General features: G+C 67.4%; 20 protein-coding genes. 5 read left to right on the top strand and 15 right to left on the bottom strand.

Annotated features, from left to right (window positions below; translation table 11 throughout):
- Positions 1–2: 2 nt before the first annotated feature.
- The 10 genes from WG903_RS03550 to WG903_RS03505 are packed head-to-tail and all read right to left on the bottom strand — an operon-like array spanning position 3 to position 13,575.
- Positions 3–1,580: a hypothetical protein gene (locus WG903_RS03550; RefSeq protein WP_340072835.1), complete on the bottom strand. Its 1,578-nt coding sequence runs from the start codon at positions 1,578–1,580 to the stop codon at positions 3–5.
- The gene (locus tag WG903_RS03545; RefSeq protein ID WP_340072834.1) at positions 1,574–2,644 is read right to left on the bottom strand and encodes a CgeB family protein; all 1,071 of its coding nucleotides are present in this window, start codon (positions 2,642–2,644) and stop codon (positions 1,574–1,576) included. The genes WG903_RS03550 and WG903_RS03545 overlap by 7 nt, the downstream gene beginning before the upstream one ends.
- A complete protein-coding gene (locus tag WG903_RS03540; RefSeq protein WP_340072832.1) occupies positions 2,641–3,576 on the bottom strand; it encodes a class I SAM-dependent methyltransferase in 936 nt (311 codons plus the stop codon). Before WG903_RS03540 ends, WG903_RS03545 begins: the two co-directional genes overlap by 4 nt.
- Before the next feature lie 12 nt (positions 3,577–3,588).
- Positions 3,589–4,563 (bottom strand): glycosyltransferase family 2 protein, encoded by a 975-nt coding sequence (locus WG903_RS03535; protein WP_340072831.1) that lies wholly within the window; start codon positions 4,561–4,563, stop codon positions 3,589–3,591.
- Between the two features lie 12 nt (positions 4,564–4,575).
- A complete protein-coding gene (locus WG903_RS03530; RefSeq protein WP_340072830.1) occupies positions 4,576–5,796 on the bottom strand; it encodes a glycosyltransferase family 4 protein in 1,221 nt (406 codons plus the stop codon).
- Complete coding sequence (locus tag WG903_RS03525) at positions 5,789–7,522, bottom strand: ABC transporter ATP-binding protein (protein ID WP_340072829.1); 1,734 nt, start codon at positions 7,520–7,522, stop codon at positions 5,789–5,791. Before WG903_RS03525 ends, WG903_RS03530 begins: the two co-directional genes overlap by 8 nt.
- Positions 7,523–7,550: 28 nt before the next feature.
- Positions 7,551–10,472: an asparagine synthase (glutamine-hydrolyzing) gene (gene asnB, locus WG903_RS03520; RefSeq protein ID WP_340072828.1), complete on the bottom strand. Its 2,922-nt coding sequence runs from the start codon at positions 10,470–10,472 to the stop codon at positions 7,551–7,553.
- Between the two features lie 45 nt (positions 10,473–10,517).
- Positions 10,518–11,504 carry a UDP-glucuronic acid decarboxylase family protein gene (locus WG903_RS03515; protein WP_340072827.1) on the bottom strand — a complete coding sequence of 329 codons (987 nt, stop codon included), beginning with the start codon at positions 11,502–11,504 and terminating at the stop codon, positions 10,518–10,520.
- A gap of 30 nt (positions 11,505–11,534) precedes the next feature.
- A complete protein-coding gene (gene fcl / locus WG903_RS03510; protein WP_340072826.1) occupies positions 11,535–12,512 on the bottom strand; it encodes a GDP-L-fucose synthase in 978 nt (325 codons plus the stop codon).
- Positions 12,502–13,575 (bottom strand): MraY family glycosyltransferase, encoded by a 1,074-nt coding sequence (locus tag WG903_RS03505; RefSeq protein WP_340072825.1) that lies wholly within the window; start codon positions 13,573–13,575, stop codon positions 12,502–12,504. Before WG903_RS03505 ends, fcl begins: the two co-directional genes overlap by 11 nt.
- A gap of 123 nt (positions 13,576–13,698) precedes the next feature.
- Here WG903_RS03505 and WG903_RS03500 point away from each other — a divergent pair, with 123 nt between their 5' ends.
- On the top strand, positions 13,699–14,694 hold the full coding sequence (locus WG903_RS03500) for a glycosyltransferase (RefSeq protein WP_340078188.1): 996 nt from the start codon (positions 13,699–13,701) through the stop codon (positions 14,692–14,694).
- Positions 14,695–14,753: 59 nt separating this feature from the next.
- On the opposite strand, the gene WG903_RS03495 is transcribed toward WG903_RS03500, so the two are convergent.
- The 5 genes from WG903_RS03495 to WG903_RS03475 are packed head-to-tail and all read right to left on the bottom strand — an operon-like array spanning position 14,754 to position 19,608.
- On the bottom strand, positions 14,754–15,833 hold the full coding sequence (locus WG903_RS03495; protein ID WP_340072823.1) for a glycosyltransferase family 4 protein: 1,080 nt from the start codon (positions 15,831–15,833) through the stop codon (positions 14,754–14,756).
- Positions 15,823–16,539 carry a methyltransferase domain-containing protein gene (locus WG903_RS03490; protein ID WP_340072822.1) on the bottom strand — a complete coding sequence of 239 codons (717 nt, stop codon included), beginning with the start codon at positions 16,537–16,539 and terminating at the stop codon, positions 15,823–15,825. Before WG903_RS03490 ends, WG903_RS03495 begins: the two co-directional genes overlap by 11 nt.
- Before the next feature lie 17 nt (positions 16,540–16,556).
- Positions 16,557–17,519 carry a glycosyltransferase family 2 protein gene (locus WG903_RS03485; protein WP_340072821.1) on the bottom strand — a complete coding sequence of 321 codons (963 nt, stop codon included), beginning with the start codon at positions 17,517–17,519 and terminating at the stop codon, positions 16,557–16,559.
- Positions 17,520–17,542: 23 nt separating this feature from the next.
- On the bottom strand, positions 17,543–18,658 hold the full coding sequence (locus tag WG903_RS03480) for a DegT/DnrJ/EryC1/StrS family aminotransferase (protein ID WP_340072820.1): 1,116 nt from the start codon (positions 18,656–18,658) through the stop codon (positions 17,543–17,545).
- The gene (locus tag WG903_RS03475) at positions 18,655–19,608 is read right to left on the bottom strand and encodes a hypothetical protein (RefSeq protein WP_340072819.1); all 954 of its coding nucleotides are present in this window, start codon (positions 19,606–19,608) and stop codon (positions 18,655–18,657) included. Before WG903_RS03475 ends, WG903_RS03480 begins: the two co-directional genes overlap by 4 nt.
- 293 nt (positions 19,609–19,901) lie before the next feature.
- Between WG903_RS03475 and mnmG the strand changes: the two genes are divergently transcribed.
- Genes mnmG through WG903_RS03455 form a run of 4 tightly spaced genes read left to right on the top strand, consistent with a single transcriptional unit; the run spans position 19,902 to position 23,909 of the window.
- Positions 19,902–21,851: a tRNA uridine-5-carboxymethylaminomethyl(34) synthesis enzyme MnmG gene (gene mnmG / locus WG903_RS03470; RefSeq protein WP_340072818.1), complete on the top strand. Its 1,950-nt coding sequence runs from the start codon at positions 19,902–19,904 to the stop codon at positions 21,849–21,851.
- 4 nt (positions 21,852–21,855) lie between these two features.
- Complete coding sequence (rsmG, locus tag WG903_RS03465; protein WP_340072817.1) at positions 21,856–22,491, top strand: 16S rRNA (guanine(527)-N(7))-methyltransferase RsmG; 636 nt, start codon at positions 21,856–21,858, stop codon at positions 22,489–22,491.
- Positions 22,492–22,524: 33 nt separating this feature from the next.
- Positions 22,525–23,139: a LysE family translocator gene (locus WG903_RS03460; RefSeq protein WP_340072816.1), complete on the top strand. Its 615-nt coding sequence runs from the start codon at positions 22,525–22,527 to the stop codon at positions 23,137–23,139.
- The gene (locus WG903_RS03455) at positions 23,139–23,909 is read left to right on the top strand and encodes a ParA family protein (protein ID WP_340072815.1); all 771 of its coding nucleotides are present in this window, start codon (positions 23,139–23,141) and stop codon (positions 23,907–23,909) included. The genes WG903_RS03460 and WG903_RS03455 overlap by 1 nt, the downstream gene beginning before the upstream one ends.
- Positions 23,910–23,925 lie beyond the last annotated feature (16 nt).

Below are 23,925 nucleotides of genomic sequence, written 5' to 3'. Positions count from 1 at the left end.
CGTCACGCCTTTCGCACGAACCGGCTCCAGGCGCCCGCCCCCTGCCTGTTCGGCCGCAACAGGATGAGTTGCGCCACGAAGGCAATGACCAGCATTCGCAGCATGCCGGTCAGGGCCGGCCCGATGTCGCTGGGCAGCAGGACCAGCGTGGCGATGGTGCTCAGGTAGATCAGGACGCCACCGGCGCCCACCCGCGCGATGCCTTCGAACACGATGGCCTGCAGGACGCCGATGGCCACGAAGCCCAGCACGATTCCCAGCACACCACCGATGAAATACAGATAGGCGATGGGCCCCATCCCCACCGAGGTGTTGTCGAGGCTCGATCCCCCCATCGCGATCTGGTAGAACCAGGCTCCCGTGGCGTAACTGCCCTTGTCCTGCCAGAAGAGTCGGGGCACGAATGCCAGGATCGGGGACAGGTAGATGCTCTCCGCCATTTCGCCGATCAGGCGCTCGTCGACGATCTTCTCCTGCGCGGCCTGCAGCCCGACCGCGGTCATCAAAGTCAAGTCGAAACGGGTTGCGATCTGGGTGCTCAGCGGGTGATCGTCCCGCGCGAGGCTCGTGCGTTCGCTGATCGACGAGCCGACGGCACGTGCCAGGGTGTGCAGCTCCGACTCACCCCGCAGGCCCGCGAATGTCAGGTAGGCCCGGTAGGGCTCCACGACGGAATACGCCAGGACGAGGGCGGCGATGCCCATCGCCACGAAAGTGGTGCTCACCTTCCGGCTCGCCAGGTATTGGGCGATGACGATGGTGATGAAGGGCGTGACCAACTGGAACTTGAACCCAGAAAGCAGGCCGAAGGCCAGGTGGATCATGATGAGCAGTGCGCAGAGGATGCCCAGTCCCAGGTGCTTGCGTCCGGCATCCGCCCGGCGGAAATACACGATGAGCAAGAGCAGTAGCGATACCGTGCCACCCGTCATGCCGACATTGATGATGTCGAGGAAAAGGACGTTTCGCTCCCGCGCTTCGGGAGAACTCGCCATGCCGAAGACGCCGAGGTTGATGCTGGCGATGGCCAGCCCGATGAAGATCGCCTGCAGCACGAGGAGCGCGGGCATGCGCGGAGCCCACTCCTGCCGCAGCAGGGCGGCGCGCTGGATGCGCGCTCCCAAGCGCCGCGCGAACCCGCTACCCAGGCCGTAGCCGCGCCAGAGGCAGAAACAGGCGAGCGCCAGCATGCCCAGCACCTCGCTGATCTCGTCGGCCGTCCCGAAGATGACGCCGTCGAAACGGAAGGCGATATAAGGGTCATGCAGCGACGCCGTCACCGGAAAGACGAAGGACAGGAACGCGAACAGCACCGACGCCAGCAGCGGCGGCGCCAGGAGGCCGAAAGCATCCGTGCGCAGAGTGTGGCGCCGGCATTCGAGGAACAGGTAAACGCAGAACGCGGCAGCGGCCAAGTGCATGGATCCGCGCTCGGCCTCCTTCGTGAGCACATGCGCCCCGGCATTGATGGCCCCGGCGCCCAGCAAGAGGAGGCCAAGCCCGAAATTCACGCGCGCGCGCAGCCGCCCCAAGGCGTGCCGGTGCGCCGCCGCCGCTGCCACCTGGTCGTCGATCACCACGCAGGCCCCCCGCCGGCGCGGGGCATGTCGAAGCCCGCGCGGGCACCGGCCACCGTGTCCAGCAGCAGGCGCAACCGATGTTCATAGGTGTGCTCGCGCAGCGCCCGCGCCTGCCCGGCTGCGGCGATGGCGTCGCGCTCCTGCGGCGCTCCGAGGTAATGGTCGATCTTGGCTTTCATGTCCTCCAGCCCGTCGAAGGCGACCAGCTCCTTGCCCGGCTCGAACAGCTGCGGCAGGCCCGGCCGCCAGTCCACCAGCTGGAACGCGCCGGCCCCGCAAATCTCGAACGTGCGCACGTTGGTCCCCCAGATTTCCGCCGGGTTCAGGTTGTTCAGCACGATCTTCGCACTTCGGAAAGCCTTGGCCTTTTCCGAATGCGCGACGAAGCGGTTCTGAATCATGGGCTCGATGCCGCGTGTGTCCATCCAGAGGGGGGCGGGCAAACCCCAGATTTTCACGTCGCGCCCTTCCAGGTGGCGGAACAGCGCAACACGGTACGCGTAGAGGTTTCCAGCGGTGCAGATATCGGCCTGGTACTGCGCTTCCGGCGCGTCCTCGCTGCATAGGGAGCGAGGGCTGAAGCACTCGGGCAGGTAGAACGCGTTTGCCCCGATCTTGCGCCGCAGGATGTCGACCAGGTAAGGGTCCTTGAAAAACAGGAAGTCGTATGGCGCGTTCAGGAACATGTGCCGCTGGAAGCTCCAGATCGGGTCCGGGTACCACAGGGCGAGGGGGGCCCTGGCGGCCTGCTTGACCTGCTGGGCGTCGGCCGGCGTGAGGAAGTCGTGACACGCGATGATGAGGTCCACGCCGCCTGCGGCTTCGACGGCGCGCACCAGTGCCCTGCCGTCCGCGGAAAGGCCCAGCGTCCGCGCGGCAGCCATCACGGTCTCGTGGCCCTTCGACAGCAGGCGGTTGATGTAGAACGCCGCCCGAGAGCCGAACGGCACCAGGGGTGCCGCGGGGTCGAACCGCACGGGTTCGTGCTTCATGTCCGCCAGGGCCTGCGCCACAAAAGTCGCGAAACCCTCTTCGTAGAAGCGACCCACCACCGCGATCTTCATGGCTTGCGGGCGACTGTGGTCACGCAACGGGCCCAATCGGCAGGCAACAGGCGGCCGACGGTCGTGTCCAGGAGGAAGACCAGCACCAGGGCCGGAAGGCGAAGAACGCCCCCGGTCAGCCGATCCATCAGGCGCGCGAGCCGGCCGGCGAGGCCGGGCCAGGTCGCCAGCTTCTGCCAGCAGGAATTGGACAGGAGTGGGGTGCGCTCGTGATACGCATGGCGAAGAACGGCGAGCCCGCTTCTTTCGAACAGCACGGCGTTGTGAGCGAGGCTGGCATAGCCGACATGGCCGTCGCCCTCGAGGAATTCACGCCGGTATCGCGCCGGGTCGCGGCGGCGGAAGAACGCGATCACCGGGTTGTCGGTCCAGACGTCGTAGAAGAAGACCACCTTGCCACCTGGCCGAAGTACGCGGGCGCACTCGCGCAGCACCTGCAGCTTCCCCTCGTCGTCCAGGTGCTCGAAGAAGCACGAGCTGACCACGCCGTCCACGCTGCCGTCCGGAAAAGGCAGCCGGCGCGCGTCGCCTTGGACCGCATAGCGATAGTCCGCCGCGAGGCGCAGGGAACCCAGCGACAGGTCGATGCCCGCCATGCGGTAGCGCCGGGCGAACCAGGCAAGCCCGCCGGCGCAGCCGATCTCGACGACGGTGGACCCTTCGGGAACTTCGGCGGCGACGGTGGTGGGATAGCCCTGCAGCACGACCCGCAGCGGGAACGTGGCCACGAGGCCGTCATTGCGCGGCAGGAAGCGCGTCCGGTTGCTGTACCGGCCTTCGTAGAAAGCATCGGCTTGCGGCAGGAACGAGAACACCGCTCCTTCCATGCGGCCGACGGGGCCGCACTCGGCGCATTGCAGGATTCCCCCGGCATGCCGCAGCGTCCCGTGGTGGACCGGGCAGGCGAGGCCGTCAACGCGGTCAATGTTCATCGATCGGATCCGTCAAGGGGCATGGGCAAGGAGTCGCTGCAGGTCGAACGGTTGACCGGCCCGGCTGCGCGCCTGCAACGCGTTCGAGAGGGCGGTGCGGGCCGCAAGCATTTCGCGCCAGTCCGTCAGTGATGGATCGACAAGCAGCCGCGACAAGCATCGCACGAGTTCGGCCCGGGAGTCGACGTCGCGGACCACTCCCCGCACGAACGTCCTGGCCATGGCCCGCAGGTTCGCCAGGGTCCAAAGGTTCGCGAGCCGGCGTAGCCCGGGTTCGGGCCGGGCTCGCAGGTACGCGAGCGAATTGGCCATTCGCTGGAGACCCTGCACGCTCCTTTGCGTCTTTGCGTCCTGGCGGGCATGCACGCCGTGGCCAACGGCGCCGGGGGGAAGGACCACGACCGCGCCTTGGCTGGCGGCAATAGCGCCCGCCACCATGTCGGCTGACATCTGGGTGCGCCACAGGGCCGGGTCGCGGTCGATCGCGTCGGCACGCAGCATCATGTACGAGGGCGAGCCAAGAAAGTTGCCGAAGCACAGGCACATGCGCTCGAATGCCGCCCAGTCCAGGCGCGCGGGTTGTGCGAGCGCGTACGTGAGCCAGGTTTCCCCGGTCGCGTCGTCGCGCATCACGGGTGCCGCGGTGACCACGGAGACGTCCGCGGCCGCGACAGCCGCGTATTTCGCCAGGCCTCCCGGCAGCAGGTAGTCGTCCGCCTGGATGAACTTGATCCAGGGGCGGGTGGCGGCACCGAGTGCCCGCAGGTGGTTCTCCCAGAGCCCGAGGTTGGTTTCGTTCTCAATGAACGACAGGCGCGAATCGCGGATTGCTGCAACGAGTTCGCGTGTACCGTCGTCGCTGCGGTCGTCCACGACCAGGATCTCGCCGGCGCCGCTGTCGAGCGCCGACGCAACGGCACGCCCCACCTTGTCGCGGTAGCGGTAGGTCGGGATCAGGACGGAGATGTCGGACTCGGGAATGGCCATGGCCGGTGGACCTCAGGCGAACCCGCGGTGCGCGCGGGCCGCGCCGATGGCCTCGCGCAGGCCCTCGGCACACTGGGCATAGCCCCACGCCCCGATGCGCAGCGCACTGGCCCGGCTCGCTTGCCGGCGCGCGCCCTCGTCGACCAGCAGCGGCCGCAGGGCGCCGGCAAGCGCAGCGATGTCGCCAGCGGGAAAGGTCGCGCCGTTTCCTCCGCCCGCCACGAGGTCTTCCGCGCAGCCGATCTCCCCGGACACGATGACAGGCAGGCCCGCGCACATCGCCTCGTTCACGGCCAGCCCCCATGGCTCGTTATCCGAGGGCAGCACGAAAACGTCGCAGGCGGCGTACACCTGCGGTAATTCGGCCTGGTTGATGAAGCCGGGAAAGCTCACATTGCGAATGCCGTGCCGCGCGACCATGGCCTTGAGTTGCGGCTCCATCTGGCCGGAACCGGCGAGCACGAGTTGCGCTTCGACCCCTTCCTGCTGCAGCCGCCGGAATGCTTCCAGCAGTTCGTCGGGCCGCTTTCGCGGCTCGAACTTGGCGGCCGAGAGGATCGCAGGCGCGCTGCCTTGCAACCCGAGCCGCTCGCGCACCCGCGCGCGCGACTCGCCCGACTGCCGCGCCGCCGCCATGAAGCGCTCGTTGTCCACCGCATACGGCACGCGGTGGATGCGCTCGGCGGGGATGCCCATGCTTCGGTAGTAGCGGGCGTTGGCCGAACCGATCGCGAGGAAACCGTCGAAGGCCCGGTACCAGCGGGAAAGCAGGGGCCGGCGGATGGCTTCCTTCCATCGCGGCCGGCGCAGTCCCAGGTGCGTCTCGCTGCGGTGCAGGACGGGGGTAGCGCTGGCCAGGCAGGCGGCCAGCGCGACTTGGTGCGCGGCGAAATTGTGGCCATGGATGACGACCGCGTCGAAGTTGCCGCGGCGGATCGCGCCCCAGAGCTCGGGAGCAACCATGGAGAAGTAGCCGCCCAGCTGGCGGCGCGATGCGCGCTGGCCCATGAACTCCGGCTTATAGCCCGCCAGCAGGTCGATGTCCCACGCCACCGCCCGGCCGAAGCCCTTGTCGTGACCGCCGCGCAACGAAAAGTCCGACAGGTACAGGGCGGTCACGTCCAGCCCGGCATGCGACTGCAGGTGCGCGTACAGGGGCGCGAAGTACTGGATGGGGTGCGTGTTGACGAACGCCACCCGCCAGCGAACCTGCGCCACGGCTGCCTCAGGCATCTGCGCCCGCCGCCGCACCCGCGAGCGCCGCGGCCTTACCGTCCTCGACCCTGACGATGAAGTCGCAACCGCGCAGGACCGACAGCCGGTGCGCGACGATCACGACGGTGAGGTCGCGGCCGAGGGCGTCGATGGCCTCCAGCACGGACCTTTCGGTCTGGGCATCGAGCGCGCTGGTGGCCTCGTCGAAGAACAGGATGTCGGGCCGCTTGTAGAGCGCGCGGGCGATCGCGACGCGCTGCTGCTGCCCGCCCGAAAGGCGGATGCCCCGCTCGCCGACGGATTCCTCGTATCCGCGCGGGCAGCGCTCCACGAAGTCGGACAGCCTCGCGCGGCGCGCGGCTTCGCGCACGCGCTGCATGTCCACGGCCCCGGGCGCGACGCCGAAGGCAATGTTCTGCGCAAGGGTCGAGTCGGCCAGGAAGATGGACTGCGGGACATGCGCGACCCGGCGCCGCCAGGAAGCCAGTGTTTCAGGCGTGAGCGCTTCGTCGTCCACCCGCACGACGCCCTGCGTCGGCTCCAGCAGGCCCATCATGATGTCCACGAGCGTGGTCTTGCCGCTCCCGGAGCTGCCGACGATGCCCACTCGCGCGCCGCGCGGCACCTCCAGGTCGACGCCGTCGAGAATCCACGCGCCCGCGTCCCGATGACGGAAGCGCACTCCTTCCAGCCGCAGCGAGCGCCGGTAGGGAATCTCCCTTTGCGCGGGGGCGTCGTCGGGCGAGGCCCGCTCCAGGATCTCCACGACATCGGCCAGGGAAGCGCGATTGCCGATGATGGAGGCCCATGCGTTGTAGGCCTGCTGCAGGGCCGGCAGCAGCCTTTGCGCGCCCAGGGCGAGTGCGCCGAGAAACGGGACGGCGCCCGTGGCGCCTGCTTCGGTGCTCCATGCATACGCCAGGACCGCGATGGCCACGATGCCGCATGCCTCGATGACGAATCGCGGGCTCTGCGCGATGAAGTTGCTGGTCGCCTGGGCCTGGCGCACGGCGCGGTCGGCGCGGGAGAAGAGGTCGCAGTAGTGCTGCTGGGTGCCGTCGAGGATGACGTCGCGGATTCCGCCCAGCCCCTCCTGCAGCGCGCCGATCGCCTTGCCTTGCTCGTCGACCATCCGGCGGCCCATACGCGCGAGGTGGTTGCGGGTGCGCCACGAGATCAGGGCGTACGCGCCGCCGAGCGTCACGGTGGCGACGAGGGCCACGCGCAGGTCGACTGCAGCGACTGCGGCGAGGACCAGCAACACGAGCGCAGCGGAACTTGCGAGCTGCAGCAGCGGCATCAGCACGCCCAGGACCGCGCCTTCCACCTTGTGCAGGGCGGTGCTGATCGCCTCGCTGCTCGTTCTTTCCACATGCACGCTGTAGGGCAGCGCCAATGTCCGTCGATACACCGCCACGCTGATCTCCGAGCCCGTGGTGAGCCCGGCGCGATTCTGCAGCCAGACCAGCAGGATTCGCAGCACCGCGGCGACCAGGCAGCCGGCGCAGAAGACGAGGGTGAGCAGGAGGGCGAGCCCACCCGATGAGGCGACCCCCAGGCGCTGGGCGAATGCCGAGACCAGGGGCACGTCGAGGGCCTGGCGGGCATCCATGAGCACGGCGAGAAACGGGATGACGGCACCGATGGTGGCGACGTCGGCACAGGCGCTGGCGACGGTGAGCGCGCCGACGGCGAAGAGTTCGTACTTGCGCCCCGTGGCCAGCCGGCGCCAGAGCGCCAGCATCAGGGCCGGCAGTGCGGGACCGCGGGGATCAGGCCTGGGCATGGCGTTCCAGGAGTTCGGCCCAACGCTGCTGGAAGATCGGGAACGTGTAGCTGCGCTCGAACCGGGCCTGTCCAGCACGGGCCAGGCGCTCGCGCAGGGCATCGTCCGTGGCGAGCGCTTCCAGCCTCTGCGCGAGCAGCTCGCAGTCGCCATGGGGCACCAGCATTCCCTCGCGGCCGTCCTCGAAGACCTCGGGCGTGCCGCCGTGCGCGCCGCCGATGCACGCCACGCCACGCCGCATCGCTTCCAGGAAAACGATGCCGAAGCCTTCCTTTTCGCTGGGCATGGAGAACACGTGGGCCGATGCATACGCGGCCTGTAGCTGCGCATCGGACAGCCGGCCGTGGAAGTGCACGGAGTCGGAAGTGAGCCCGTGGTCCCGCGCCACTTCCTGGAGCCGGGCCATGTCGTCACCGTCGCCCACGACATGCAGCTTGGCGGGAATGCCGCGCTCGCGCACGAGTAGGCTCACCGCCGCCGTCAGGGTTTCGAGGCCCTTGTACCTTTCCACGCGCGACAGGCGCGCCACGAACAGGATCCGGAAAGCCCCATCCAGGGCGAATCTCGGGTCGGGCGCGGCGGGGACCGGTTCCGCGCACAGCGGGACGATGCGGAAGTTGTGGCCGGACAGGGCATTTGCGCGGGCGCAGGCCACGGCGCTGTAACTTGTCGTGGCGACCACCGCGTGGGCGTCGCGCACGGCCAGTCGGCGAAGCGGCGTCAAGCGGCGCCAGGCCTCGATGCCGTGCAGGATGACGATGTACTGCCGGATGAGCGACAGCCGCCAGGCGATCCACGCGACAGGTGCCTGGTTCACGTGCCCGACGATCACCACCCGGGCGCGACCCTGACGGCCCAGGGCGTAGCGCACGAAGCGCCACTTGTGGCCCGCCGCGCCGGCCGGCCGCGCCGGGGACGGGTTGTCCCAACGTGCCAACTGCTCGGGCTCGTCCTGCAGGCACACTCCCCGCGGCGCCGAGGCGCTTCCGCAAACGCCCATGAGGACTTCCCAAAGCCGCCACATGTAGCTTTGCACGCCGCCGGGTGTCGCCATGGTGGGCGACCAGAGGGCGAGCGAGCCTTCGGCGCTGCGCCGCACACGCTCGACATGCCGCGGCGCGCTGGCGCGGTGGACGTACTCGGCCCAGCCGCGCAGCCCGCGTCGCGCCGGGACCGACTCCGAGCCTGCGACCCACTCCCGCACCGGCACGGAGAACCCGCTCTTGTGCCGCTCCAGCACGGGCTGCCCCAGGGACGGTGCGATCGCGCGAGCGACCTCGGGCTTCGTGATGCCGGGATGCGCGGCCAGCCACGGCGCGGCTGCCCGCAGCAGCGGGACGTCGAGGAAGGGGACCCGCACCTCGAGCGAGTGGGCCATGCTGGCCCAGTCGGTGTCGGCGAGCAGCTGATGGCGCGTGTACCAGGACATCTCCAGGGCCGAGACGGCGAGCCTGTCGCTCGCGATGCCGCGCGTCGTGTGCTGCAGGTTCCGTTCCCACTCCAGGCTCTGCAGGCCCTCGCGCACGAACGCGGGTTCCAGCAGGCTTTCGATCTCCCAAGGCATGTGCAAGCCGCGGCGCAGCAGGTACGCCCCCCCCAGTGTCGGGCCGTACTCGAGGAGGCTCGCATGTTTCGGGGAAGTCAGGCGCTTGAGCAACGGGGATGCTGCGCGGCGCAGCGCCTTTCCCAGGGCCGGCACCACGGCGAAGGGGCGGGTGAAGCTTCGCAGGCGCGGGACCTGCCGAAAGCTCGGGTAGGACGCGAAGAGCTCGTCGCCCCCGAGGCCGGACAGCGCGACCTTCACCCCGACCGACCGCGCGGCGCGGGCCACGAACCAGGCGTTGATGCCGTCGATGGACGGCTGGTCCATCGCTTCCATCAAGCGGGCCTCCTCGGCGTGGAAGTCTTCCTTGCGCACCGCGACCGTCGCGTGATCCGTGCCCAGGGAGCGCGCGAGCGCTTCCGCGGCGGGGACTTCGTCGTGCGCCGTGCCCGCGTACTCCGCGAACCCGAGCGTCATGGTTCGCGGCGGCCTGCCCAGGTTGGCCGACAAGGCGGCGATGAGCGCGGAGTCGAGGCCCGCAGAGAGGAACACTGCCACGGGAACGTCGGAGACGTGATGCGCCGCGATGCTGTCCCGCACGGCCGCCGAGATCGCCGCCAGGGCGTCATCGCGCGTGCCCCGCGCGGGGTTCGCGGCCGCCTCGGCGAGGATGCTGGTCACCTCGCAAAAGGGGTGCGGCGGGCCGGCCTGTTCCGGCCCGATCCATAGCGCGTGCCCCGCGGGCACGGCGCGGATGCCCCGGTACAGCGTCCAAGGCGACGGCACACTTCCCCACAGGAAGAAGCCGACATGGCCCGCCGGGTCTGGCGCGGTGTCGATCGGCGTGCCGGGGCGCAACAGCGCCTTGACCAGGGAGGCGAAGCGCAAGGTCCCGCCATCGCTGGAGTAGTAGAGCGGCTTGATGCCGAAGGCATCCCGTGCCAGCAGCATCGAGCGCTTGCGCCCGTCCCACAGCGCGAGGGCGAACATGCCGCGCAGGCGCGTGAGCATGGCCTCGCCTTCGAGCTCGTACAGGTGCAGCAGCACTTCCGTGTCCGAGTCCGACCGGAAGGCGCGGCCGCGGCTTTCCAGCTCGCGGCGCAGTTCGCGGTGGTTGTAGATCTCGCCATTGAAGCTGACCACCACGCTGCCGTCGGCGCTCGCCATCGGCTGCGCGCCGCGCTCGCTGAGGTCGATGATCGCCAGCCTTCGATGTCCGAGCCCGACGCGCCCGTCGGCCGAGAACCACTCACCGCTGCCGTCGGGTCCCCGGCGCGCCATGTGGTCGCGCACGGCGCGCAGCTCCTCGCGTTCGACGCTGGGCGCCGAGGCTCGGAAGGCGTAGATACCGGCGATGCCGCACATGTTGGCAATGGGAGGGGCGGCGGGCCGCACCCTCCCGGAATGACTTCAGGGTAAGGGCGCTGACGGCCGCGCGCCACCAGAGGCGAGCAGCCGGTCGAAGTAGGCGATGGTCTCCACGAGGCCTTCGCGCAGCGCCACCCGAGGCTCCCAGTCGAGCCGTTTCCGCGCCAGGGAGATGTCGGGGCGCCGCTGCAGGGGGTCGTCGGTCGGCAGCGCCAGCGTGCGGATGCGTGATCGCGAGCCCGTCATCTGGACCACGAGGTCGGCGAGCTGGCGAATCGTGAATTCCTCGGGGTTGCCCAGGTTCACCGGGCCGGGCAGGTCGGGACCGCTTTCCATCAGACGCAACGCGCCCTCGAGCAGGTCCGACACGTGGCAGAACGAGCGCGTCTGCGAGCCGTCGCCGTGGAGGGTGATGTCCTGCCCCTGCAGCGCCTGCACGATGAAGTTGCTCACGACGCGCCCGTCATTGGGGTGCATGCGTGGACCGTAGGTGTTGAAGATTCGCGCGACCTTGATGTCCAGGCCGTGCTGGCGGTGGTAATCGAAGAACAGCGTTTCGGCGCAGCGCTTGCCTTCGTCGTAGCAGCTGCGGGGGCCGATCGGGTTCACGTTGCCCCAATAGTCTTCCGGCTGCGGGTGCACCGACGGGTTGCCGTAGACCTCGCTCGTGGAGGCCTGGAAGATCCGGGCTCGCAGACGCTTGGCCAGCCCGAGCATGTTGATCGCGCCGTGCACGCTGGTCTTGGTGGTCTGCACCGGGTCGTGCTGGTAATGCACGGGCGACGCCGGGCACGCCAGGTTGAAGATGCGGTCGACCTCCACGAACAGCGGGAAAGTCACGTCGTGCCGCATCAGCTCGAAGCGCGGGTGATCCAGCAGGGGCTCGACGTTCCTGCGCGTGCCGGTGAAGAAATTGTCGACGCAGAGCACGTCGTGGCCCTGTTCGAGGAGACGCTCGCACAGGTGGCTGCCGAGGAATCCGGCGCCGCCGGTGACGAGCACGCGAAGGCTGGGGTGGTAGTGGCGCATTTCAATCCGCGCAGCGGTCGCGGCGCGTTCCTACAGGCACGGCTCGGTGGCCAGGGTGCGATTCGCGAAATCCGCGTACGCCTGCGCGAGGCCTTCGTCGAGCGAGGTGCGCGGCCGCCATCCCATGGCCCGGATGCGCGACGAGTCGAGGAGCTTGCGCGGCGATCCGTCCGGCTTCGCCGAGTCGAAGACGATGCGCCCCGTGTAGCCGACGACGGTCGCGATCTTGCGGGCAAGTTCCTCGATCGTCACGTCGCTGCCGAACCCGACGTTGATGTGGCTTTGCATGGGCTCCGTGCACGCTTCGTACTCGGCCTTGTCCAGCGCCATGACATGGAGGCACGCTTCGGCCATGTCGTCCACGAACAGGAATTCCCGCATCGCGCGACCCGTGCCCCAGATCGTCACCGTATCTGCGTCCTGGCTCCTTGCCGCGTCGAATCGCCGGATCAGTGCCGGCACCACATGGCTGTTCTCCGGGTGGTAGTTGTCGCCCGGCCCGTACAGGTTGGTCGGCATCACGCTGCGGAAGTCGCACCCGTACTGGCGGTTGTAGCTTTCGCACAGCTTGATGCCCGCGATCTTCGCCACCGCATAGGGTTCGTTCGTCGGCTCGAGCGGCCCGGTCAGCAGCGCCTCTTCGGCCATCGGTTGCTCGGCGTGCTTCGGGTAGATGCAGCTCGAGCCCAGGAACAGCAGGCGTTCCACGCCATGCACATGGGCCGCGTGGATGACGTTCGCCTGCACCATGAGGTTGCTGTAGATGAACTCGGCCGGGTAGCGGTTGTTCGCCAGGATGCCCCCCACGCGTGCGGCGGCCAGGTAGACGTGCTGGGGACGTTCGGCCGCGAAGAAGTCCATCACGGCCTTCTGGTCCGTGAGGTCGAGCTCGCGGTGCGCGCGAAGCACCAGGTTCTCGTTACCCCGCGCCCGCAGCGCGCGCACGAGCGCCGAGCCCACCAGGCCACGGTGGCCGGCGACGAATGTCTTGGGATCGTTACTGCTCATGACGGACCACTCGCTGATAGAGGCAATGGTAGAGCATGAAGGCCGTTGCCGTCCCCATCATCAACCAGCCCGTGTGGCGCCATGCGATCACCGCCGTGACGGCCGGCACGCCGGCGAGGACCCACATGGCCACCGAGGTCGCGGCGTTGTGCAGGTCAGGCCGCGCCCCCGGCAACCAGGCGGGCGCGATGCGGCGCGCAACGATGCTGTGGAGGTGGTCCCGGTCTGCGGCCACGGCAGGCACCCGACGTGCGGCGCGGCGCGCGACGCTGTAAAGCACCTCGATGACCGGGTACGCGCAAATCAGCAGGCTGGCCCAGGGCGAAACGGAAGGATTTCTCGAGGGAAGCAGCACCGCAATCCAGCCGATGGCGAACCCCGTGAAATACGCGCCTCCGTCGCCAAGGAACACGCGGCCGAACGGGAAGTTGACGATCAGGAACCCGCCGACTGCGGCGGCCATGGCGACGGCGGCGAACGCGAGCGGGAAATCACCGGCCTGCGCTGCAATCGTTGCCAGGCCAAGCAGGCAGATGGTCGCCGTTCCCCCGGCCAGGCCGTGGCAACCGTCGATGATGTTCATGGCATTCGCGATCCCGGCGACCGCGAACGCGGTGAAGAGCGCGGCGATGGCGGCGTGCGACAGGAGCGCATCCAGGGGCGCGACATGCACACTGCTCAATTGGGTGTCGCTCCACAGCACCGCGATCGCGCCGGCGGCAATGGTGCTGGCCAGGCGAGCCGCGACGCCCACGCGGCGCGTCAGGTCTTCAACCAACCCGATGGCCAGCGCCGGCGCGCCGGCCACCAGGATCGTGGCGAGGATCGCCTGCTGTTCGCGGTTGGCGATCGCAATGCACGCGACGCCCAGCGCCAGGAAGATTCCCAGTCCGCCCAAACGCGAGGTCGGGCGGACGTGGCACTGCTGCACCCCCGTGCCCGGCAAATCCGCTCCCAGGGCGGGCGAGCGCGCCAGGGTGAAGGCCAGTGCAAAGGAGCCGAGGGTGCAGCCCAGGAGGGCGATCCAGCTTGAGTCCATAACAATTTGAATGTCTTGAAACATCTTATTACAATAAGGCTGACTGCTCAATCGCGAGCTGCTGGAAATGGGGGAAAGCGTGACCGACTTCGCACTCGCGCTCCCCGGCAGCGGTGGCTTAAACTGACTTGAAGTCGGGGGGCGCAAATCAGTCCGTTCACAGTTGTCATCTGCACGCGGGACCGGCCGGCCGAGCTCGAACGCTGCCTGGCTTCCGTCGTGGAGCTGGACTATCCCGATTTCCACATCTTGGTGGTCGACAGCTGCCCGCGCCACTACCCGGCCGAGGGCTTGGCGAGGCGCTTCGGCGCGTCCTACCTGCATGAGCCCGTTCCGGGGGTCAGTCGCGCGCGGAACCGGGGCGTGCGCGCGAGTGCGACGGAACTCGTCGCATTGATCGATGACGAGGCCGTGGCGCGGCCGGACTGGCTGCGCATGCTCGCGCCGGAATTCGACGACCTGGACGTGGCCGTCGTGGCCGGCCGGATCAAGGACTTCGAAGCAAGCACGCCCGAGGAAAAGCTCTGCGTCGCGCTGGGCAGCAACGATTGCGGCCCGCACCGCCGGGTGGTGGATTCAACTTCTCCCCAGTGGTTCGAGCGCGCCTGCTTCGGCGGGATCGGCAACGGCGCCAATCTTGCGGTGCGCCGATCGGTGTTCGAAGACTGGCCGGGTTTCTGCGAGTGCCTCGGCGCGGGCACGAGGATTCCCGGGGCGGAGGAGCACTACGCCTTCTTCGAGCTCATCGAACGCGGGTGGAGGGCCATCTACTCCCCGGCCGCGATCGTGTCGCATCCGTTCCCTGCGATGTTCGGCACGCTCAAGGCGAGGCACATCCGCAGCGTTTCCGCGTCCACCGCGTACCTGGCATTCCTGTGGATGCAGCAGCCGCGCTTTCGCGGCGCGATCGCGAGATACCTCTGGGAAGCCTGCTGCGGCGTGCGGCGGTCCTGGAGGGGTCAGGGCGAAGAGGTGAGCGTGCGGATCGTGCCCGCGTGGCGCCGTGCCATCGCGTTTGCCGCGGGTCTCGGGCATTTCGCCCTGTTCCTCGCCGCCGGCCCCGTTCCGCCGGAGCCGCCGCCGCGACGCAGCGCGCTCGTTGCTCAGCCTGCACGCGCGGCCAGCGGCGAGCGCGATCGCTGAACTTCGCCGTACTCTTGCTCGATTGAACTTGCCGTCGCGGCGAGCGCGAAGTGCCGCTCTCAGTTCATGCGAGCATTAACATACTCTGGCAGCGCCAGCAGGTCTTCATACAGTCCTGACACCGCCCGCGCCATCGCACCCGATGAAAAATGTTCCGCAACTCGGAGCTTGCCCGCCACGCCCATCTGATGGCGCAACAGCGGATCCCGGACGAGTCGAAGAATCGCCTTGGCGAGCGCAGCCGCGTCGCCGGGCTCGACAAGTAATCCTGTCGAGCCGTTTTGCACGATTTCAGGAATCCCGCCCGTCGCCGATGCAACGACCGGAAGTCCGTGATTCATTGCTTCGATGTTCGCAAGGCCGAACGGCTCGTGAATCGAGGGCTGTACAAAGATGTCCCACCCCGGCAGGAGTGCGAAGGTGTTTCGCCAACCAAGAAAACGCACGTTGGTCAGATTCCTTCGTCGAACTTCGCGCTCGAGTGAATCGCGCTCAGGTCCGTCACCGGCGATCTCGATTCGCGCATTGATTCCGGCTGCAAGAATCAGCCCTGCGGCGTCAATGAGGACACCCAGGCCCTTGCTCGGCACCATGCGGCTTGCCGCGCCCACGAGGACTTGGCCCTCCTTCCGGCAGGGCACTGGCGCAGCCAGCGGCTCCACACCCGAGTGAATGACGACGGCGTGGGCGCCTACGATCTGCGAAGCCACAAACCGGGAGCAGGCTATCACCCGGTCGCAAGAAGGCACGGAGGTCGACGAGCGCTGCCATGGATGCGATTCGTCGACGACCCCATGCACATGCGATACGAGCTTTGAATCGCCGGCAAGGCGGGCTGCAAGCCGAACACTTCGTCCGCCCTGGTGTTGGTGAACGATCGCGAATCGTCGCCCCCGCAGCGCGCGCACGAAGTCCACCACGCCACCCACGTCGCGGATGCCCCCACTCCACCCCAGACAACGCGTTGCCACGCCGCGGGCCTCCAGCTCGCCTCGCAAGGGGCCGTCTTCCCCCAGGAACCACGCATGCAGCCGGAATCGACGCTTGTCGATCAACTCTCCGAGCGAGCCAACGATGCGCGCGATCGACGCGCCCTCCGGACGCGCCGTCCCCAGGACATGCAGCACGTCATGTGTCATACGAGGGTGACGTAGGTCCCAGGATGGCCAGTGTCGTTTTCATCTGCGGGGATTGGTCATTCGATCGCGTCAACCCGATGAAGGGCACGTTCAGTCCCTCGAGCCGCAGGTAGCTGGCCAATTCAGCCGCGTTCCACTCTCGTACATGGCGCAGGTTGGGGGGCGGCCCCCGGTGCCCAATGCCGTATTCCAGATCGCGCTCGGGCGTCGTCAATACGCCGACGCGCGCCGCCCGCATCCATTCACGCAGTAAGCCGACCAAGCCCGTCGGATCGTTGAGATGCTCGATCACGTCGGCACACACCAGGACCGCTTGCCGCAGGACCTCTTCGGGAAGAAGGGACCCGGCCGGCTGCTCGAGGTCGACCTCCAGCCATTGCCAATGCGGCCGCGCCGCACGGGATCGTTCAAGGTTCGAGCCGCAATCGATGCCGATGGGCACCATCCCCGTAGCCTCGGCAGTCTCGATCAACTTGCGCCCGGCGCCGCAACCGATATCGACAAGATAACGAGCCCCTGCCAAGCGGCCCAGGTGCGCGGCAAGCATGTAGACGTCCGGCTGGTACACGACCGATTCGTCGTCATCCTCGAAGTAAACTGCACGCTCGCGATGGAGATAAGACGCCTTGATTCCGAACCGGGAGCCCTTCTTCCCCGTCAGTAACTCGCGGGCGCGGAGCTCGGCGATCTCCGCGGCGCGTTTCAATCGACCGAATCCCATGGTTAGCCCACGGACCGAATCCAGCCCTTCATTCCCCGGAAGAACTGGAACAGGGCCGAGGTAGTGAGTGCCGCCGACACGAGGGGACGCTTCACGCTGTTCGCGAAGCAGGTTTTTGCGAACCTCCAAACGAATGTCGATTCACGCCGCCAGGACGGACGCACCGCAGGTCTCGCCAGCACTGTCGAGACGTTCCCGAGCGCGTGTTGCAGCACCCGCCGGTAGTGCAACACGTACCGATCCTCATACGCGGGACCCTGGATGATCGGGAGCGCTCGCGCAACAAAACCCTCGGCCGCGGTCTCCCACGCGGCGATGTCCGGCGTAGTCATCGACCATGACCCCTCGTGCACGCGGAAGTAAACCAGCACCTCGGGTGTGTACACCACACGCCGCAGCTGTCCCAACTGAACGAGAAGCAGGTATTCGCTCATCGCGGCAACAGGGGCATCACAAAGTCGGGCAAGGCCGCCGATGCCCAGCAACCACTCGCGCCGGTACATGCCTGTCAGCGCCATCATGGGTGCGCTTCCGCCCCAGTGCCTGGCCAGCAGTTCGGGGCCCGAAAATAGTTCGTCCTCGATAGCGCCGCACGACGGCGCGGACACGAAGCAGGTCGCCGTTCGGAACGAGCACTGCATGGCATCAGGAATGTCGTAGCGTTCGACGCAGGAACGCGCCCAGGCAAGGTAGCCCGGCGCATAGAAATCGTCGTCGGACTGCCATGTGAAGTACAACCCCGAGGCCTCCGACAGCAGCGCGTTCAGGTTGCCGAGCTCCCCAAGGTTCCGGGCCCGGTTGAAGAACCTGACACGCGAATCGCATACGCCCAGCGCTTCGGGCGACAAAGGCTTTTCGGGATTGTCATTCCCCACGAGCACCTCGAAGTCGTCCGACGAGTCCGACAGCAACGATCCTAGACACTCCCGCAGCATCTCAGGGCGGTCGTAGGTCGTGATGCCCAACGAGATCAATGGACGCCGGGGCTTCACCACCCAGCTCGCACCACATTGCAAACCCTCCGGACATCGTCCCCGCTCATCCGCGTGTGCAACGGCAGGACCAGGTATCGGCTTTCCACCGCGTCCATGTTCGGCGCCTGCCCACGATAGCGTTCGAATACCGAGTACTTGTCATTGCGGAAGTGGACGGGATCCGATTCGATGCCCGCCTCGCGAAGCTTGCGCTGAAGGTCCGCGCGGCCATCCACGAGAACCGTGCACGTCCAGGCGGCATGCTCGCGCCGTGAGTCCGCCACCGAGCCCACGAGCTGCAGCCCCGGAATCCCCCGCAGGCCCTCGTGGTATTCGACCAGCAGCCGCTTGCGCAGGGCCAGGCAGTCCTCCCAGCCGTTCAGGCCGGCCAAGCCGAGCGATGCCGCGATGTCCGTCATCTGGTACTTGTAGCCGATCTCGCGGATATCGTTTTCCCAACGCGATCCCAGTTTCGCCTCGCGGTCGATGCCGAACCAGCGCAGCCTCTTCGCGAGCTGCGCTTGGCGGGCCCCGCAGGCGAGCATCCCTCCATCTCCAGTCGTCAGGTGCTTGACCGCCTGGAACGAAAACACCGTGTACTCGGAGAGGCTGCCAACCGGTTCACCTCCATAGGTCGCGCCGAGAGCATGCGCGGCATCCTCAATCACGGGAATACCGCGCTCGCGAGCGATCGCATGCAGTTCCTGCATGTCGCAGGGAAACCCGCCGTAATGGACGCAGACAATTGCCCGCGTGCGCTCGGTGATGAGTGCACGCACACTCGCCGGATCGATGTTGAGCGTGTCGGGTTGGATGTCGGCAAACACCGGCACCGCACGCTCGTAGAGCAAGGGGATGTTGGTTGCCGTGCAGGTGAAAACCGGGGTGATCACCTCGTCACCCTCCGCGATTCCGGCAAGTAGATACGCCAAGTGCAGGGCGCTCGTCCCCGACGAGACCGCCACAGCCGGCGCGCCCCGGCAGAAACGCTCCGAGAAGCGGCGCTCGAACTCCTCCACCTGCGGGCCCTGGCCGATCCAGCGCGTCTGCAACGTGCGAGAAAGTGCGGAAATGCCCCCCTCAGGGATATGGGGGTGAAACAGAACGATAGGCTGTTGATCTTGGCTCATGCCGGTAAGGTTCCCAGTCGCTTCGCGAGCCTCTTCAATCGCAGGCGCAAGGCCTTCAAGAGATCGCCCCTCGGAAGCGTGGACAGCTGCTCCGGGGACAAAGTATCGATTCGCGCATTCTCCATCCGCGCAGCAACTTGGAACAGCGAATCGTAAGGAAGGGACGTCAGGCAATGCCGCCGGAAACTGGGGGGCACTCGCACGTGCTCGGGGTCCAGGAGCGCCCAGACGTAGCCGGGAGCACGATGGTCGAACGGGCCGCGTCGGCCCCCGATCATCTCCCGAATGCTCAGGGATTTCGCGGCCTGAACATCCGGTTCGCGGTGCGCCATGCTGGCGAACTTGCCTTCGTAGAACGCCTGGTCGCCCATGTAGCTGAAGTGCCAGCCGCCCATGCGCAGGGAGCGTTGGAGCCGATCGCCGAAGGGCGCGCCTATGAATGCGTGCCTGATTTTCGTCGCGCCCGAATCCCGCAAGTGCGACGGCAATCCGATGTACGGTCCCCACACCTCCGTTTCGGGGCCTGCAACGTTGACGTAGTTCGGGTGGAAGTAACAGTTGAGGATGCTGATGGGCATGGGCCCGTTCGCGCGCAGGTCGGCGGCGTCGACACGCTCGAACACGACGGGGTCGACGATCTCGTCGGCATCGCTCACGAGAATTCGCGCATCGGTGAACGGCGAAACGGCCTGCACGATAGCGTCGCGCTGGATGCGCTCGCGCTCCCAAGGCTCAATGTCGTGCCCGGGAAACTCGATTGGGACGTGGATGATCTTGCCGGGGTTCGGGGCGCGCGCGAGCACCTCGTCGAACACACGATTCTTTGCGATTCCGGAATAGGCGCGATCGGACTCGACGATTACGACCTTGTCCACGAACGCGTCGAGGTGATTCAGCCGGCCGATGGCAAGCTCCACCTCGTTGTAGATGCTGAACGTGTCGATGATCATGGCCGGCGCGCGATCGAATGCGAGTGCACTTTGACAATCATGATGCCTCCGCTCCCGGGGCATTCTCAAGCACAGTACTCAATCCATCGGGTGACTCTCCCTGCGCGGCCGGTGTCCGGCGCGCGTGCAACGCGGAACGTCTCGGGTCTGCTGCTGGCGGCTTGGGGTCTCTTGGGGCGACATGCGCCGATGGTGTCTCGGCCATCTTCGGTGTCGTCATGCCCCCACGCGCCTTCGCGCAGCAAGGCCGAAAGTAAAATGCGCTTCCTCGAGAAGGCGCGGCGCGCGCATCCATGCTCCACCCCCAGCAATTCGACGTCATCGTGGTCGGCGGCGGCCACGCCGGCACCGAGGCCGCGCTCGCCGCGGCCCGGATGGGCGCGCGCACGCTGCTGCTGACGCACAACATCGAAACCTTGGGGCAAATGAGCTGCAACCCGTCGATCGGGGGCATCGGCAAGGGGCACCTGGTCAAGGAAGTCGACGCGCTGGGCGGCGCGATGGCACTCGCCACCGACGAGGCGGGCATCCAGTTCCGCATCCTCAACGGCTCGAAAGGTCCCGCCGTCCGGGCGACGCGGGCCCAAGCGGACCGCATCCTCTACAAGGCGGCCATTCGCCGGATGCTGGAGAACCAGCCGAACCTGACGATCTTCCAGCAGGCGGTGGACGACTTGATGCTGGAAGGTGACCGCGTGGCGGGAGCTGTCACGCAAGTGGGCATTCGCTTTCGCGGCCGGTCGGTGGTCCTGACCGCGGGCACCTTCCTCGATGGCCGTATTCACGTCGGGCTCAACAACTACCAAGCCGGACGCGCGGGCGACCCGCCGGCGGTGAGCCTCTCTGCGCGCTTGAAGGAGCTCAAGCTGCCGCAGGGGCGGCTGAAGACCGGGACCCCGCCGCGCCTGGATGGGCGGACGATCGACTTCAGCCAGTGCGAGGAGCAGCCGGGCGACCTCGATCCGGTGCCGGTGTTCAGCTTCATGGGCCGGGCGGCGATGCACCCGCGGCAGGTGCCGTGCTGGATCACGCACACCAACGAACGCACGCACGAGATCATCCGGTCCGGCTTCGACCGCAGCCCGATGTTCACGGGCAAGATCGAAGGGGTGGGTCCGCGCTATTGCCCGAGCGTCGAGGACAAGATCAATCGCTTCGCCGGCAAGGACAGCCACCAGATCTTCCTGGAGCCCGAAGGGCTGACGACCAACGAGATCTACCCCAACGGGATCTCCACCAGCCTGCCGTTCGACGTCCAGTACGCCTTGGTGCGGTCCATCCCCGGGCTGGAGAACGCGCACATCCTGCGCCCCGGCTACGCCATCGAGTACGACTATTTCGACCCCCGTGGCCTGAAGGCCAACTTCGAGACGCGCGCGATCGCCGGGCTCTTCTTCGCCGGCCAGGTCAACGGCACGACCGGCTACGAGGAAGCGGCGGCGCAAGGCCTTTTTGCGGGGGCGAACGCCGCGCTGCAGTGCCTGGGCCGCGACCCGTGGGTTCCGGCGCGCGACCAGGCCTACCTGGGCGTGCTGGTCGACGACCTGGTCACCAAGGGGGTGACGGAGCCGTACCGCATGTTCACCAGCCGGGCCGAGTTTCGCCTGCAGCTGCGGGAGGACAACGCCGACTTGCGCCTGACGCAGGCGGGCCGGGAATTGGGCTTGGTGGACGACGTCCGCTGGGACGCCTTCTGCCGCAAGCGGGAGGCAATCGAGCGCGAGCTGCAGCGCCTGCGCTCCGTCTGGGTCAACCCCCGGACGGTCGAGGCGGCGGATGCCGAGCGGGTGCTGGGCAAGCAGATGGAGCATGAGCACAGCCTGGCCGACCTGTTGCGCCGCCCGGCCGTGGGGTACCGGGACCTGATGACCTTGCAGGCGGGCGCCCATGCCAGCCCGGCGGTTTCACGTGAAACATTGGCCGAGCTGTACGAGCCGGTGGTCGAGCAGATCGAGATCGCGTCCAAGTACGCCGGCTACATCGAGCGGCAGAAGGATGAGGTGCAACGGGCGGCCCAGTTCGAGCACCTGAAGCTGCCCGCCGAGCTCGACTACATGCAGGTGGCTTCGCTGTCGATCGAGGTCCGGCAGAAGCTGAACAAGCATCGCCCCGAAACGCTGGGCCAGGCCTCGCGCATTTCCGGCGTCACGCCGGCGGCAATTTCCTTGCTGCTCGTGCACCTGAAGCGCGGCAAGTTCAAGGGCTTCGCCGAACCGGCGGGACCCAGCCGCGCCGCGGCCTGAGCGGATGGAAAGCCAGCTGCGGGCCGGGCTGGGGGCTTTGGGCCTGCCGCTGGCGGACCCCCAAGTCGCCCAATTGCTCGAATACGCAGCCCTGCTGCAGAAGTGGGGCAAGGTCTACAACCTCACGGCCCTGCGCGGCGCCGACGAAGTCCTGACCCATCACCTGCTGGATTCGCTCTCGGTCGTAACTCCCCTTCGGCGGACAGTCGGGGCCGGGCCGCGGCGGCTCCTGGACGTGGGTTCGGGCGCCGGGCTGCCCGGCGTGGTGCTGGCGATCTCTTGCCCCGACCTGGCCGTGGATTGCGTGGATGCCGTCGCGAAGAAAGCCGCATTCATCCAGCAAGCGGCCGGTGCGCTCAAGCTGCCGAACCTGCGCGGCGTCCATGCCCGGGTGGAGGCGCTGGCCGACCCCTGCGACCTGGTCATTTCGCGGGCATTCTCGTCGCTGGCCGAGTTCGTCCGGCTCACCGGCCAGGTGGTGGGCGAGTCGGGCGTGTGGATGGCCATGAAGGGCAAGTTCCCGGCCGACGAGGTCGCCGAACTGCCCGCCGGCGTGGCGGTGTTTCACGTGGAACAGCTGAAAGTGCCGGGTCTGGACGCCGAACGCTGCCTGGTCTGGCTGAGGCGGGTGGGCGCCTAACGTAAACTCGGCGCACACATTCCCGGGGGATTCATGTTTGGTGTGGCCGACTACGGCGCCTTCGTCGCCGCGATCATCGTTTTTCTCGCCATCCCCGGGCCCGGCAACCTGGCGCTGATCACCTCCACCAGCAAGGGCGGCATCCGCGGCGGCCTGGCCGCGACTTTCGGGATCATCGCCGGCGACCAGGTCCTGATGTGGGCCGCGGTGGCCGGCGTGGCCGCGCTCCTCCTGGCTTATCCCGCGGCCTTCACTGCGGTGCAATGGGCGGGTGCCGCCTATCTCGCGTGGCTGGGGGTCAAGATGATCCTGGCCAAGCCGGGCGCTCGGCCGATCCTGAACATCCAGCCCCGGGACTACTTCCGCCAGGCCGGGCTGATCACCTTGCTCAACCCCAAAGCGATCGTCTTCTACATGGCCTTCTTCCCCTTGTTCGTCGACCCGGCGCACCACCAGGGCCTGGTGACTTTCGGCGCCATGGCGGTCACGATTGCGGTTCTGACTTTCCTGTACGGGCTGGCCGCGGTCCTCCTCACGCACCACCTGGCCGAGCGCATGCGCGCGAACCCGCTGGTGGGCCGCGTGCTGGAAAAGGTCGCCGGCATCTTTCTCCTGGGCTTCGGCATCAAGCTTGCGGTGAGCAAGTGATGGCCCGGATCTTTTGCGTCGCCAACCAGAAGGGGGGCGTGGGCAAGACGACGACGACTGTGAACCTGGCCGCGGGCCTGGCGAAGGTGGGCCAGCGCGTGCTGATGGTGGACCTCGATCCCCAAGGCAATGCCACGATGGGCTCCGGCGTCGACAAGCGCAAGCTCGAACTGTCGGTGTACGACGTGCTGCTGGAGTCGGCGAGCGTGGCCGAGGCGCGAGTGCACAGCGACAAGTGCGGCTACGACGTGCTCGGCGCCAACCGCGAGCTCGCCGGCGCGGAAGTGGAACTCGTCGAGGTGGACCGCCGCGACCAACGCCTGAAGACCGCGCTGGGCGCCGTGTCGCAGGAGTACGACTTCATCCTCATCGACTGCCCGCCGTCGCTGTCTATGCTCACGCTCAACGGCCTGTGCTCGGCGCACGGCGTGATCGTTCCGATGCAGTGCGAGTACTTCGCGCTCGAGGGCCTCACGGACCTGGTGAACACCATCAAGCAGGTGCACGCCAACATGAACAAGGACCTGCAGATCATCGGCCTGCTGCGCGTGATGTTCGACCCGCGCATCACGCTGCAGCAGCAGGTGAGCGACCAGCTCAAGGCGCACTTCGGCGAGAAGGTGTTCGACACCGTGATCCCGCGCAACGTGCGCCTGGCTGAAGCCCCCAGCTACGGCCTGCCCGGCGTCGTGTTCGATTCGGCCGCGCGCGGCAGCCAGGCCTATGTCGAGTTCGCGCGCGAGATGGTCGCGCGCATCCAGAAGATGTAGCTCGCTACAAAAAGAA

Origin of the sequence: Ramlibacter sp. PS4R-6, from assembly GCF_037572775.1 — a bacterium.
In the GTDB taxonomy this organism is placed as follows: Bacteria; Pseudomonadota; Gammaproteobacteria; order Burkholderiales; family Burkholderiaceae_C; genus Ramlibacter.
This window is presented reverse-complemented; position numbering and strand designations above follow the sequence as displayed.